The 13,618-nt window shown below is 66.7% G+C and carries 11 protein-coding genes; 7 read left to right on the top strand and 4 right to left on the bottom strand.

Annotation, left to right across the window (positions count from 1 at the left end):
- From AOZ06_RS04485 to AOZ06_RS04475, 3 genes are all read right to left on the bottom strand, one after another.
- Entirely contained in the window at positions 1–1,500 is a 1,500-nt protein-coding gene (locus tag AOZ06_RS04485; RefSeq protein ID WP_236952074.1) for a nickel/cobalt transporter, read from the bottom strand.
- A complete protein-coding gene (locus AOZ06_RS04480) occupies positions 1,497–2,780 on the bottom strand; it encodes a tetratricopeptide repeat protein (protein ID WP_063809962.1) in 1,284 nt (427 codons plus the stop codon). Before AOZ06_RS04480 ends, AOZ06_RS04485 begins: the two co-directional genes overlap by 4 nt.
- Before the next feature lie 66 nt (positions 2,781–2,846).
- The gene (locus tag AOZ06_RS04475; protein WP_054296410.1) at positions 2,847–4,397 is read right to left on the bottom strand and encodes a DUF4331 domain-containing protein; all 1,551 of its coding nucleotides are present in this window, start codon (positions 4,395–4,397) and stop codon (positions 2,847–2,849) included.
- Positions 4,398–4,883: 486 nt separating this feature from the next.
- Between AOZ06_RS04475 and AOZ06_RS04470 the strand changes: the two genes are divergently transcribed.
- Positions 4,884–5,381 carry a CHRD domain-containing protein gene (locus AOZ06_RS04470; RefSeq protein WP_169798852.1) on the top strand — a complete coding sequence of 166 codons (498 nt, stop codon included), beginning with the start codon at positions 4,884–4,886 and terminating at the stop codon, positions 5,379–5,381.
- A 618-nt stretch (positions 5,382–5,999) separates the two neighbouring features.
- Here the strand turns inward: AOZ06_RS04470 and AOZ06_RS04465 are convergent.
- Positions 6,000–7,022 carry a zinc-dependent alcohol dehydrogenase family protein gene (locus AOZ06_RS04465; RefSeq protein ID WP_054288258.1) on the bottom strand — a complete coding sequence of 341 codons (1,023 nt, stop codon included), beginning with the start codon at positions 7,020–7,022 and terminating at the stop codon, positions 6,000–6,002.
- A gap of 413 nt (positions 7,023–7,435) precedes the next feature.
- On the opposite strand from AOZ06_RS04465, the gene AOZ06_RS04460 reads away from it, so the two are divergent.
- From AOZ06_RS04460 to AOZ06_RS04435, 6 genes are all read left to right on the top strand, one after another.
- Positions 7,436–8,410, top strand: a complete 975-nt coding sequence (locus tag AOZ06_RS04460; RefSeq protein ID WP_054288257.1) for a ferritin-like domain-containing protein — start codon at positions 7,436–7,438, stop codon at positions 8,408–8,410.
- Positions 8,411–8,479: 69 nt separating this feature from the next.
- The gene (locus tag AOZ06_RS04455) at positions 8,480–9,721 is read left to right on the top strand and encodes an Nramp family divalent metal transporter (protein ID WP_054288256.1); all 1,242 of its coding nucleotides are present in this window, start codon (positions 8,480–8,482) and stop codon (positions 9,719–9,721) included.
- Positions 9,722–9,912: 191 nt separating this feature from the next.
- Positions 9,913–10,962 (top strand): fatty acid desaturase family protein, encoded by a 1,050-nt coding sequence (locus tag AOZ06_RS04450; RefSeq protein WP_054288255.1) that lies wholly within the window; start codon positions 9,913–9,915, stop codon positions 10,960–10,962.
- A 479-nt stretch (positions 10,963–11,441) separates the two neighbouring features.
- Positions 11,442–12,053: a ferritin-like domain-containing protein gene (locus AOZ06_RS04445; RefSeq protein ID WP_218921933.1), complete on the top strand. Its 612-nt coding sequence runs from the start codon at positions 11,442–11,444 to the stop codon at positions 12,051–12,053.
- 26 nt (positions 12,054–12,079) lie between these two features.
- A complete protein-coding gene (locus AOZ06_RS04440) occupies positions 12,080–12,838 on the top strand; it encodes a ferritin-like domain-containing protein (RefSeq protein WP_063809961.1) in 759 nt (252 codons plus the stop codon).
- Positions 12,831–13,547 (top strand): class F sortase, encoded by a 717-nt coding sequence (locus tag AOZ06_RS04435; RefSeq protein ID WP_083471497.1) that lies wholly within the window; start codon positions 12,831–12,833, stop codon positions 13,545–13,547. The genes AOZ06_RS04440 and AOZ06_RS04435 overlap by 8 nt, the downstream gene beginning before the upstream one ends.
- Positions 13,548–13,618: the final 71 nt, after the last annotated feature.

Here is a 13,618-nt window from a genome sequence, read left to right as displayed (position 1 = left end):
TCAGATACCTCCGATTGTCGCGCGAATGGCCAGTCCCATGCCGACTGTCAGCACGAGCACGGCTGTCAGGTACGGCATCGCGGTACTGAGTCTGGTGAGGTGGCCTTGGAGCCAGTGAGCGGCTTCCAGGCGGTCGCGCAGCCGCACGAGCAGCAGGCCGGCCGCGGTGAGGGTTGCGGCCATGCCGAGCCCGTAGCCGATCACGAGCAGCACGCCGAACCAGGTGCGGCCCAAGGCGATCGCGCCGAGCAGCACCACCAGCGCCGAGGGGCTTGGGACGAGTCCACCGGCGACGCCCATACCCAGCAGACCGGCACGCCCCACCCCGTGCCCATGCCCGTGGCCATGCCCATGCCCATGGCCGTGGCCGTGGCCGTGGCCGTGGCCGTGGGCGGCTGGGGGTCTGGATCCTGCTCCGACGAGCACCAGGTCGTCGGAATGTTCCACTATGGACCGCCGAGAGCGCTGCCGGATCGCTCCGCGCAGCAGGAACCCGCCGATCGCGGCGACCAAGAGGCCACTGACCACGCCGAGCCACCGCAGAACCGTCTCGCCGGCGATGGCGCTGGACAGACTGATCACCAGACCGAGCACCAGGACCCCGACGGTGTGGGTGACGGTCACAGTGGCACCGACGATGAGCGCGTCCTTCTTCGTGCCACGTTTTCCAGCCAGGTAAGCGGCCATCACCGTTTTCCCGTGGCCGGGAAGCAAAGCATGGGATGCGCCCAGGATGAGCGACAGCAGCACGGCGAGCACGCCGACCAGCGGGGTGAGGTCCTTGCTGCCGACGAGGTCGGTGAACGTGCGGCTCATCCCGCCGAGCGTGCGGTCCAGCCATCCCGGTGGGGACGCGGCCAGGTCGGTGTTGCTCGCACTGTCGCCGCCGGGCTGAGTGGCCAGGGCGGTGTCGCGGATGTCCAGCGGTGAGGTCAGCAGGTCGTTGGGATACGTGCGCAGGTGGTCGCTGATACTGGTGGCCGGGAGGGGCGATTGCGGAAGTGCGACCCCGTGGCCGACGGCGGTCATCTCGAACCAGCCGACCCGCCCGGGGCGATAGGTGTCCTGCACCCGGACGGTCGCGGCCCGGGCCAAGTCCGCTGTCGTGGTGAGCCGGCAGGTCAGCCGTGAGGTCAGCAATTTCGCTTCGCCTTCGGGATATTGCTGGTCGCTGGAACTCACCGCCCACGTCACGCCGGATCCGTTCACCGTGGCCTGAACGCCCTCGGCGACTCGCCGGCATTCAGTGCCTGCCCCGGTCGTGGCTTCCGCAGGTGAGACGGTGCCGTCGCGGTCGGTGTCGACGGAGGGGCGTTCTTGCAATGTCGGGATCTCGGCGCTGTCGATGATCGTCAGCAGCTCGATCCGGTCGGGATACAGGGTCAGGCCGTTGTAGTGGTTGACCGTGAAGTTGCCCAGCGGGTGCGCCGCCGCGCTCCCACCGGACAAGGTGAACACCGCCACCGCGAACGCGGCCACGGCGAGCAGGCGGCGGATCACCGTTCGCCCCGCAGTTGAGCGAGAGTATGCCGGGCCTTCGGCGCGTCGATCGGTGAGAAGTACGGGTTGATCGCCAGTGCCTGGTCAAGCTGGCTGATGGCTTCCGTGGGCCGGCCGAGCTGGCGGAGGATCATGCCGCGGTGATAAGCGAAGGCGGCGTTGCGGGTGCCCAACGCCGTGGCGCGGTCGGAGAACGTGAGCGCCTCGGCGTGGCGGCCGTTGAGCGACAGCGCCCATGCCATCGCGTCGGCCACGTAGATGTTCTGGCGGCGGCCCCATTCGGTTTCCGCGTGCCGCAACGCCTCGGCCGGGGTGCGGAAGTCGGCGGCCAGCAGCGCGGCGCTCAGTTCGTCGGTGGCACCCGCGGCGGCGAACAGTTGCTGCTGCGCGTTGAGCACGTCGAGTTGCTGTGTGGCTTGGGGTGTCTGGCCCGCTGCGGTCAGGACTTGGGCGTACTCGTGCAGATACTGCGGCAGCGGCGCCCGCGCGACGATGTCGCGGTATCCCGTGATCGCGGCGTCCCACTGTCCGCGGGCCGCGGCGATCTTGGCTTGGCCTTGCAGCAAGGCGACGCTCGCGGTCGGGTTCGCGTAGTGCTCGGCCGCGGTGCCCAACTCGCCCGCGTTGAACGCGAGCTCGCCGAGGTAGTAGTGGCAGAACGCGACCTCGTCCGGGGTGACCGCGGCGGTCAGTGCCCGGGTCATCGCTTCCCTGGCCTCGTCGGTGCGGCCGTGCGTCTCCAGCTCGTAGGACGCGCGGGTGAACGAGGCCACGCCAGGCCTCAGATCCAGCATCCGTTGCACGGCGACGGTCGCCGCCGCCGTGTCACCGAGTTGAGTCAGCGCGTCGGCCAGAACTCCGTACACCGCCGCGGTGTCCGGTTGCAGCGCCTCGGCTTTGCGGCCCCAATCTCGGGCCGCCGCGAAGTCGTGGCGGGCGTTGGCCAACGCGCCCATGCCGATCATCGCGCCGGCCTGGGACGGTTGCAGTTGCAGGGAACGCTCCAGCGCACCCTGCGCTTTGGTGTAGTAGGTGGGATCTCCCGTGACACGGGCCTGCTCGACGTAGGCACCACCCAGATCCGCCCACGCGGCGGCATTGGTGTCCGACCGGCGCAACGTCGCTTGGGCCGCCTCGATGGAGCGGGTCAGATCAGCGCCGGTCGCTCGGACCGCGACGCTGCTGTCGGCGACCTCGGGACCAGTCGTGTCCACCACAATCGCCCCGACCAGCAATGCCCCGACACCCGCGACCACGATAAGGATTGGAAGCTTACGCATGTGTCTTCCCTCAGGGTCGTCGTTCGGAGGCACGGGAAGGCCATGCCTCCGAACGCGCTGCGAGTACTACCGATCCGCTGCGGCCAAGCCAGGCCGCCTACGCAACACCCGAACAGCACCGGCGAGCAGAACGAGGCTGACCAAGCCGCTCCATCCGGTCACACCGCTGGTGGCCTTCCGTCCGGCCATCGCGTTGACCGCGGTGTTATGCGGCAACGCGACATACGGGAACGCCTGAGTGAACGGCACGTCGTTGGCGTCCACTTTGTCCCCGGCGGCCAGTGCGGGCACGATGCCGCTGACCGCCGCGCCTTCCAGCGCCTGCACCTCGATGTCGAGGACGTCATCGGTCAGCCGTCGCCCGTTCGGGAATCCCTGCAGGTCGCCGGCCAGCACTCCGAGCCGGTTCGGCGTCGCCGCCGGCGCGATGGATGTGTTGAGCCGCAACTGCTCCGAGGGTGCGAACCGGGCAGCGTCCACATCGGCGTTGTTGAGCTGCGAGTTGAGATCCGCCTTGATCGGGCCGCCCGCCTTGGTCGTGATCCCGGTCAGGAAGATCTCGACCAGGTCATTGCGCGGGGTCGGCGGCGCCGGGATGCCGTAGATCGCCTGGATCAGCTTCGGCACCTCCGGGTCGGTCACCCGGTTGACCAGTTCGGGCACCTTGCGGTCCTGCTCCGGCTGCAGCGCGTTGAACCGGTCCTTCAACGCCGCAGGCACCACCACCTCGTTGACCAACGGGTTGCCCAGCCGCGACACCTGCACGAACGGTCCGAACGCCCGCGACTTGCCCGGGGAGAGCAGCATCGACTGGCGTTCGGTGTCGCTCCAGACACCGATCACCGGGTTGCGTTTCCCGTCGCCCTTGAGACTCACCGCCGCGGTAGGGACCTGCAGGACGATCGTGTTGACGTTGTAGCCCTTGAGCGTGTCCTGGCCGACCTCGGACAAGTTGCCGCCGTAGAGCAGGTCGAACACCCGCAGATCCAGGAAGAACGGATCATCGGCCTGGCCGACATAGCTCTTGCCGCCGTCGGGCAACGCGGTCACAGCCTGATCGCGCAGTGCTTGGTAGTTCGGCATGGACGCGGGGCCCACATTGGACGGCGCGACCTTGCCGGAACGGACCACGGTCTTGTCCCGCCCGTAGCGGTCGATCACCTCCAGCCGGTAGCTCTGCCGGAACAACAAATTCTCGTCATCCAACGACGTGACCGGACCGTTGTTGTACAAGAAGGTGTTGCGGCCACGCCGATCATCGGTGCTGAACGTCCACCGATAGGTCACATCCGGCTTGGCGTCCCCGTCGTTGTCGATGTTGATGTCGTAGTGCGCGTCCGTGGCCCACGGATAGAAATTCGGGCCACCATTGGGTTCCTGGAACGGATACCAGTTCGCCACGATCGTCGTGGTGTCCGGCCGGTCCGGGCTGACAAACGCGTACACGTCGGTGTTGTCCACCGGCGGATCAGCCGCGATCAGCGGTGCCTCACGATGGCTGGAGGCCACCGCTGAGCCGGGCACCAACCCGACCGCGACCGCACTGAGCACCGTACTTCCCGTCGCGACAAGTGCGACAACCATGCGTCTGCGACGCATGGCGGGCGGTGGTGACATGCTCGATCCCTTCCACAGTTCGCCCGGCACGATTGCCGACAGACACCGGGCTCAAACGCTCTCATTCGGAGCCGCCCATCCGCCTGGTTTCCATCACCTCGACAATTCTTCTTGACACCTACAATTGGTTATTGCCAGTTCTATGCAATACCGGCTAATTGCCCGCTCCGCGCAGACAAGTGAATCTCGTTCACGAAAATCGCATTACCACGAACACCTCCTCGTGACGATCAGGCTGCTTATCTCCACCTCCTCGCCCGGTGTCTTCACCGGCCAGACGGCCCGGTACCGATGTGGCATGGGCCATCACGTGTGGCGGCTGGGCCGGATGCGTCACGCGTCGTGGTGAGGCTCTTGCGAGAACCTGGTCGTTGAGTGCTGTGTAGTCGCGCGCAATCCAGGTCGGGAGGCGGCTGCGAATGACTGTTCTCGGAGTATCACCCGACACGAAAGGGGATCTTCATGAGAACCACCATGCGACGAACGGTGACCGGCGCGGTCATCGCCATGACGGCACTCGCCATTTTCGTCCCGACCGCATCGGCGAGCGAGAACCACACCGAGCACGGCAACCACAGTACGGCGGGTCCGCACCTCGGGCTGAACCTGAATCTCAACCTGGGACTCGGCATCTCGTCCAACCGACATACCCGACTGACCGGAGCGGCGGAAGTCCCCGGCCCCGGCGACCCTGACGGCCGCGGCCAGGCGACCGTTCGGACGGGACGCGACACAGTCTGTGCATCCGTCAGCGTCCGCAACATCCAGAACGCCACCGCCGCACACATCCACCGCGGCGCCCGTGGAAACGCTGGTCCGGTCGTGGTGAACCTGACCGCTCCCAGCAACGGTCGAAGCCACACCTGCACCCCGGTGGGCAGGGATCTCGCTATTGAGATCCGCAACCATCCCAGTCGCTTCTATGTCAACGTCCACAACAGCGAGTTCCCCGCCGGCGCGATCCGAGGCCAGCTCGGCCGCTGACGAACAATCTCCAGTAGCAACATCCAATGCCTACGTACCGCCGGGCGACAGTGCTCTGCCCGGTGGTACGTACGGAGTTTGTTGTGGATCGAGCGCACGCCGCACATACACTCGAGGTACTCCGCGGCCAGGCCACCCACTGAGATACACACACCAAACAGCCCACGCGTAACACGAGAAACGCAACCCGTAACGCGGCACACGCGCGGCTCTATGGGGCAGCACCAAGTTTCTGCTCACAGCCGTGCTTTGCTTGTATGTCAGCGAGTCATCGTTTCTGATCATCTCCGCGACAGCGCCGCGAACCTCACCCCTGGCCACGACTCCGCTCGCGGTCCTGCCGCACTACGGCCTGCTGTTGGCCATGGTCGCGGCACTGCTGGCGATCGCCGCGATCGGTGGTGCTGTCGCGGCCGACCTCACCGGCAGCTGCGGCGGCCATCGTGCGTCGGCTGTTCAAGAAGTCTCCATACGCGTCACTGTGGATTCCGGAACTGGCTGCTGGCGGCTCTGGCAGTGGTCGCTACCGTCGCACTGGGGCTTGTCTCGTGGGCCCTCAGGTCATGCGCCCCGAGTCGGTGGTACCCGATGACACGCCACCCATGGGAATCCCATGGGCTACCCGCGCAACAGGACCTTGATGGCAGTGCGTTCGTCCATGGCCCGGTAGGCGTCAGCGGCTTGATCGAGCGGGAGTTCGAGGTCGAAGACCTTGCCGGGCTCGATCTTGCGGTCCCAGATCAGGTCGAGCAGGTGCGGCAGGTACTGCCGTACCGGGGCCGGGCCGCCGTGCAGGTGAACGTGGGAGAAGAACAGTTCCTGGCCGTTCAACGCGACGTCGTGCGCGACGCCCACGTAACCGAGGTGTCCACCGGGCCGGGTGGAGCGGATGGCCTGTGTCATTGATTCCTGGGTCCCGACCGCTTCGATCACGCTGTGCGCGCCGAGCCCGCCGGTCAGCTCCTTGACCCTGGCCACGCCATCATCGCCGCGCTCGGCGACAACGTCGGTCGCTCCGTACTCCAGCGCGAGCTTCTGGCGCTGCTCGTGACGACTCATCGCGATGATCCGCTCGGCGCCGAGCTGTCGTGCGGCCAGCACTCCCAGCAGGCCCACAGCTCCGTCGCCGACGACCACGACCGTCTTGCCCGGGCCGGCCTGAGCGGCCACCGCACCGAACCAGCCCGTGCCCAGCACGTCGGATGCCGCCAACAAACTGGGAACCAGGTCGTCGTCAGGAACGTCCGGGGTGGCCACAAGTGTGCCGTCGGCCAGCGGCACACGCAGCAACTCGGCTTGGGCACCCAACGCACCCATGGGTTCACGCCGGACGCAGGATGACTGATAGCCGGCCCGACAGATCTCGCAGGTGTTATCCGAGGCGACGAACGAGCCGACCACGAACTGGCCGGGCTTGACCGACGTGACCTCGCCACCGACCGCTTCCACGACGCCCGCGTACTCGTGTCCCATCGGGGACGGCCCGTTCATCGCTTCGATGCCACGGAAGGGCCACAGGTCCGACCCACAGACGCAGCTCGCTGCCAGGCGAATGACCGCGTCAGTGGGGGCCACGATTGTCGGATCGTCCCGCTGCTCAACCCGGACATCACCGGGCGCGTGCAGCACAGCGCCGCGCATGCTGGCTCCTCCCTTACTGCCCACCCCAAGAATGACCCCTGACGCGGGTCTCACCGGCCGAGGCGACGAAAACCACCCGAAAGTGGACAACCGCCGACGAGCCCGGGACCGGGCGGCCTGAACCATTCAGAATCGCCGAATCGAGGCCCAGTACGCGTCTGGGCACGTTGCGTTCTCACCCGCAGTCCTATGAGGAACCTTCGAAGTCCACGTCGCCTTCGAGCACGTCGTCGGAACATCGATGGATCAGAAACGTCACCGAAATATCACTCTGTCAGCCAATCCATCGCGCGTTCTGCTCCGAATGGGCGGTGTCCACGCAGATCGGTCCTGCCCGCCTCCTGGACAGACGCGGACGGGAAGCGCCCCTGCGCTCGGCATGGTGCCGGGTGTGGGTGGGAAGGAGATCGTACGTGTTTGGCAAACGTTTTGCCGCCAGGATGATCAGTCGCAGTGCGGAGAACCGCGAGGACCGGCGTCGTTTCCTGCAAGCCGCGGGCGTTGCGGGTCTCGGTGTGGTCGGAGCGAGCACCTTCGGCTCCGGCACCGCCACGGCGGCACCCAAAGCCGCGGCCGCTCAGGTCAGCGACGCGGCCGTGCTCAACTTCGCGCTCAACCTCGAATACCTGGAAGCCGAGTTCTACCTGCACGCCGTCACCGGCAAAGGCCTGGCGGACTCCATGACAACCGGTACTGGCACCCGTGGTGGTGTCACCGGTGGTCGTGCGGTGCGGTTCGAAACCAAGGCCGCCCGCCAGTACGCCCAGGAGATCGCCGCCGACGAGAAGGCGCACGTGACGTTCCTGCGTGGCGCGTTGGGCTCGGCAGCGGTCAGCCGTCCGGCGATCGACCTGCAAGGCAGCTTCACCGCCGCGGCCCAGGCCGCCGGGCTGGTCAAACCGGGCCGCAGCTTCGACGCCTTCGCCTGCGAGGAGAACTTCCTCCTCGCGGCCTACCTGTTCGAAGACGTCGGCGTCACCGCCTACAAGGGCGCGGCACCCTTGATCGACAACAAGACCTACCTGGAAGCCGCCGCGGGAATCCTGGCGGTCGAGGCGTACCACGCGGCCAACATCCGCACCGCCCTCTACCAACGCGAGGGCGGCCTGCTCAACCTCGGCTTGCTCGGACGCGACCTGCGGGAAGCGTCGGTGAAGCTGTCCAACGCACGCGACAGCCTCGACGGCAAGACCGACCTCGACCAGGGCGTCATCGACAGCCAGGGCCGCGCCAACATCGTGCCCACTGACGCCAACGGCATCGCCTTCTCCCGCAGCCCTGGCCAGGTCCTCAACATCGTCTACCTGACCAACAAGGCCGCGACCTCCGGCGGGTTCTTCCCCAAGGGCGTCAACGGCGACGTCAACACCAGCGACAACAACACATAGCAACCTGACCAGACGTGGCCTTGGTGTTCACGGAACACCAAGGCCACCCACTCGTGGCCGGAGGTCTGTTTGTCGCTCGCCAGTGCCATCAAACCCAGGATCACCCGCTTCCGGGCCGGAGCCGCTCTCTTGGGACCGGCGTTCGTCGCGGCCATCGCCTACGTGGACCCCGGCAACGTGGCCACGAACACCGCGGCGGGGGCCACCTACGGCTACCTGCTGGTGTGGGTCGTGGTCGTGGCGAACGTCATGGCCGGGCTGGTGCAGTACCTGTCGGCGAAACTCGGGCTGGTCACCGGGCTGTCGCTGCCCGAGGCAGTCCGGGACCGGCTGTCGCGCCCGACCCGGCTGGCCTACTGGGCGCAGGCCGAGGTCGTGGCGATGGCGACCGACCTGGCCGAGGTGCTCGGCGGCGCGATCGCGTTGAACCTGCTGTTCGACCTGCCCCTGCTGGTCGGTGGGCTGATCACCGGTGTGGTGTCGACCGCGCTGCTGGTGGTCCAGGACCGTGCCGGGCAACGACCGTTCGAACGGGTCATCACCGGACTGCTGCTGATCATCGCGATCGGTTTCGCCGCGGGGCTTTTCGTCTCGCCGCCGTCCGGCCCCGGTGTGCTCGGCGGCCTGCTGCCACAGTTCGCCGGGTCGGAGAGTGTTTTGCTGGCCGCGGGAATGCTGGGTGCGACCGTGATGCCGCACGCGGTGTACCTGCACTCGGCGCTCGCGCGTGACCGGCACGGTACGCAGACCGGGCCCACGCTGGGCCGTCTGCTCAACGCGACCCGCTACGACGTCGGCGTCGCCATGGTCTTCGCCGGGGCGGTGAACCTGGCGATGCTGCTGCTCGCGGCCGGCGCACTGTCCGGAATCGACGGGGTGGACTCGCTGTCCGGTGTGCACGCCGCGATCGGGCAGCACCTCGGGACCGGTATCGCGTTGCTGTTCGCCGTGGGACTGCTGGCGTCCGGTCTGGCGTCGACCTCGGTCGGGTGCTACGCCGGGGCCGTGGTGATGGGCGGCCTGCTGCGCAGACGGATCCCGTTGCTGGTGCGCCGGGTGCTCACGCTGCTGCCCGCGGTGGTGTTGCTGGCGTTCAACGTGGATCCGTCGTGGGCGCTGGTGATCTCCCAGGTGGTGCTGTCGTTCGGTATCCCGTTCGCGCTGATCCCGTTGGTACGGCTGACTTCCGCACGCGGGCTGATGGGCGGGAACGTCAACCACCGGGTCACGACCGCGCTGGCGTGGGTGGTCGCCGCGCTGGTGATCGCGTTGAACCTGGCCCTGATCTACCTGACCGTCACGGGTAGGTGATATCAATTCCAGTTCAGCGTGCTCGGACGAGCCGACAACACCGACACTGATGGCGGTTCCGGTTGAACGGCAACGCGGAACGGGCGATCAGCTACCGATCTTGTTTGACGATAGCCCCGACCGGGAATCATCGACATTACGACATGTTGCCCCAGCCCCCGGCGACACAGCACGAGGGAGCAAGGAGCAGCATGTCCACGCCTTCGACACCATCAGCGACCGGCAGGCACACGGCGCCACGCAACGATTTCGCGGATCTTGCGCACCTGGTGCGGCGCGCGGGATTGCTGGACCGGCGCTACGGTTACTACGCCGCGAAGATCAGCATCACCCTTTTGGTCTTCGCCGGTGGATGTGTGGCGTTCGCGGTGCTGGGTGACTCGTGGTGGCAGCTGGCTACCGCGGTGTTCTTCGCGGTGATGTTCGCCCAGATCGCGTTTCTCGGCCATGATGCCGGGCACAAGCAGATCTTCCGCACCCGCCGCGCCAACGATGTCCTGGGCTACGCGTTCGGGGGGATCGTCGGCATCAGCTACGGCTGGTGGATGGGCACCCACACCCGGCACCACGCCAACCCCAACCACGAGGACGAGGATCCCGACCTCGATATCCCGCTACTGGCCTTCACCCATGGCCAATCGCGTAACCGGCGTGGATTGGTGCGCTGGACGGCGAAACACCAGGCAGCGTTGTTCTTTCCGCTGCTGTTGTTGGAAGGTCTGAGCCTGCACTGGGCCAGCATCCAGGCCGTGTGGCGCGGCGAGGTCAAGGACCGCCGGATCGAGACGGTACTCCTGGGCGCGCACATCGCGGGTTACCTCACCGTGGTGTTCCTCGTGCTGTCGCCGCCGGTGGCGATCGCGTTCATCGCCGTGCACCAGGGACTGTGGGGTGTGTACATGGGTTGCTCCTTCGCGCCCGGACACAAGGGAATGCCTACCTACACCGACGCCAGCACACTGGACTTCCTGCGCAAGCAAGTGCTCACCAGCCGCAACGTCTGCGGTGGACGGTGGGTCGATGTCGCGCTCGGTGGGCTGAACTACCAGATCGAACACCACCTGTTTCCCACCATGCCGCGCGTCAACCTGCGCCGCGCGCAGCCTGTGGTGCGGGAATTCTGCACCCAGCGCGGCATCGACTACGCCCAATGCGGCCTCATGCGTACGTACCGCTATGTCCTGCAACACTTTCACGACGTCAGCGCTCCGCTACGCGCTTTGGCCAGGTCCACCCGGTGACTGCCCTGCCACCGTGCTGTGTGAGGACGCGCTGAACGTGCTGGCCGCCTGTTGAGTGCCCCCACCACTGCCCGCACTTCTGGCTTCCACGCGCTTGTCCACGCCCACGCGGTTCTCACCGTTGCCACTGATCGCTGTTTTCACCGACCAGGTGAGGGATGCCCTGCAGTGGGAGGGTTATCTTTCTCTCGTCCGGCAATCCGGAGTGGTGTCGGCTCCGAATCTCTTCAGTCGGAAAGTGACCTCCCAAGATCTGATGGTGGTCCGGCCGGGACGCCTGTCGGCGGTCTCGGGGTGTGCCCCACTTCGGCGAGCTGCTCGGTTTGTCAAGTTCGTCGCCTCACCACCACCATGTCTGGATCTCACTACGGACTTGACCGTCCTCAGGGCGTCAAGTAGCGCGTTCAGCGCGCATAGAGAGAGTGTGGTGTGTCCTCATGCGACCGAACAAGAGGAACAGGGTTTTCGGTGGTGAGCCGGTGCTCGGGATCGCCAACGAGACCGACCGGCGGGCCTTCCTGCGGATGGCGGGCCTGGTCGGTGTGGGCGCGACCCTGGTGGCCGGCGGGCTCGGGACGGGGATCGCCTCAGCCGCCACGCAGCCGTCGGGCGACGCGGGCGATATCGAGATCCTCAATTACGCCTTGACCCTCGAGTATCTCGAAGCCGATTTCTATGCGGCCGGGCTGAAGAAGAACTTCGTCAGTGGCCGCGAGCTGGAGTTGATCACCGAGATCACCGACCATGAGAGCGCGCACGTCACCTCGGTCACGGCACTGATCAAACAACTCGGTGGCACACCGGTCGCCAAGCCGGCGATCAAGTACCCGGACAGCACGTTCGCCGACAAGGCCAGCTTCCTGAAAGCGGCGTCGACCTTCGAAGAGGTCGGCGTGACGGCCTACCACGGTCAGGTCGGGCTGATCAAGAGTCCCGAGGTTCTCGGGGCGGGCGCGGCCATCGCCGGCGTCGAGTCCCGGCACGCGGCCGTGCTGGCGATGCTCATGGGCGGCAACGCGTTCCCCGCGCCCATCGAGAAGGCGCGGACGAAGGAAGAAGTTCTCGCCATCGTCAAGCCCTTCCTGTCCTGATCGGTGAACCCAGCAAAGGAACAACCATGAACAGGCGAGATCTCATCAAGGGCCAGGCCACCGATGTCTCCCCGGAACTGGCACTCGGTGCGTTGAACAACCGATGGAACCTGGCTCAGGCCAAGGACTTCAGCAACGACCTCGAGGTGCTGAACTACGCGTTGACACTCGAGTACCTCGAAGCGGCGTTCTACGTGCAGGGCAACAAAGCCGTGCAACTGTCCGCCGAGGACGCCAAATACCTCCAGCAGATCCAGGCCGACGAGGAGTCGCACGTCGCGACGCTCACCGCGACGATCAAGAAACTGGGCGGCACCCCGGTGGAGGCCCCGAAGGTCAACTTCGGTGCCGCCTTCACCGACCGGGCCAGCTACCTCAAAACCAGCCACACCTTCGAAAACGTCGGTGTCGGCGCCTACCTCGGTGCCGCGGGCTTCGTGAAGGACAAGAGCATCCTGCAGGCCGCGGCCGGTATCTTCGGCGTCGAGGCCCGGCACGCCGCGGTCGTCGGGAACCTGCTCGGGCTGCCGGTCAAGGGCGGCGTGTTCATGGGGAACACCGAGACGCCGAAGACCAAGACGGACGTGCTGTCCGCCGTCAAGCCTTTCCTCGTCGCCGCTCCGGTCATCCCGGGTGGCGCGCCGGACATGGGCGCGGGCGGCACCACCGACGACACGACAGGGATTGTCCTGACGGCCACCGGCGCGGTCCTGGTGGCCGGAGCGGGCGCGGCGGCCATCGCGCATCGCCGGACAGCCCACCGCGACGAACACACAGATGACTGAACGAGTTCCCGGTGCTCCGGTGCCCGGCGGCCCACCAGCCGCCGGTCACCGGTCGCGTCGTCTGCCGACAGTGCTTCTCGTGGTCGCGATCGTGCTGGGAATCAGCGGCGGCAGCCTGATCTGGGCCGGTGTCACCTGGAGGTCAGGACAGGCACCGGTCGCGCCGGCGGGTAGCGTCCCGGCGCCGGTGGTGATACCGCAGGCGAGCAGTGCCGCCGCCGCGCCACCCATCACGCCAGGCGCGACAATCCCGATGCCCCGATCGGTGCCGGAATCGGTCCGCATACCGAGCATCGGCGTCCACAGCAAGCTGTTGACGTTGGGGCTCAACCCGGATCGGACTGTCGAGGACCCCGCGGACTTCGGCATGGCCGGTTGGTACGCCTACGGGCCGACCCCGGGCGAGGCGGGTGCGTCGGTCATCCTCGGGCACATCGATTCCTTCCGTGGCCCGGCGGTGTTCTACCGGCTCGCTGCCCTCAACCCTGGCGACCAGGTACTCGTCCAACGCAGCGACGGCACCACCGCGACCTTCACCGTCGATGCCCGTCGGCAATATCCGAAAAGCCAGTTCCCGGCGGCAGAGGTGTACGGAGCGGTCGGCCATGCCGGGCTGCGGCTGGTGACCTGCGGTGGCCGATTCGACCGCAAGGCACGCAGTTACCTGGACAACGTCGTGGTGTACGCACACCTCACCGCAACCGCTTGATCGGACATCGGAGGCATGGTCATGCCCAGGGGCCGCACTGTGTGCGCCCCTGGGCATTCTGGAGGGACGTG

Source organism: Kibdelosporangium phytohabitans (genome assembly GCF_001302585.1).
In the GTDB taxonomy this organism is placed as follows: Bacteria; Actinomycetota; Actinomycetes; order Mycobacteriales; family Pseudonocardiaceae; genus Kibdelosporangium; species Kibdelosporangium phytohabitans.
The sequence above is the reverse complement of the archived record's forward strand: the minus strand, read 5'-3'. Positions and strand labels throughout refer to the sequence as shown.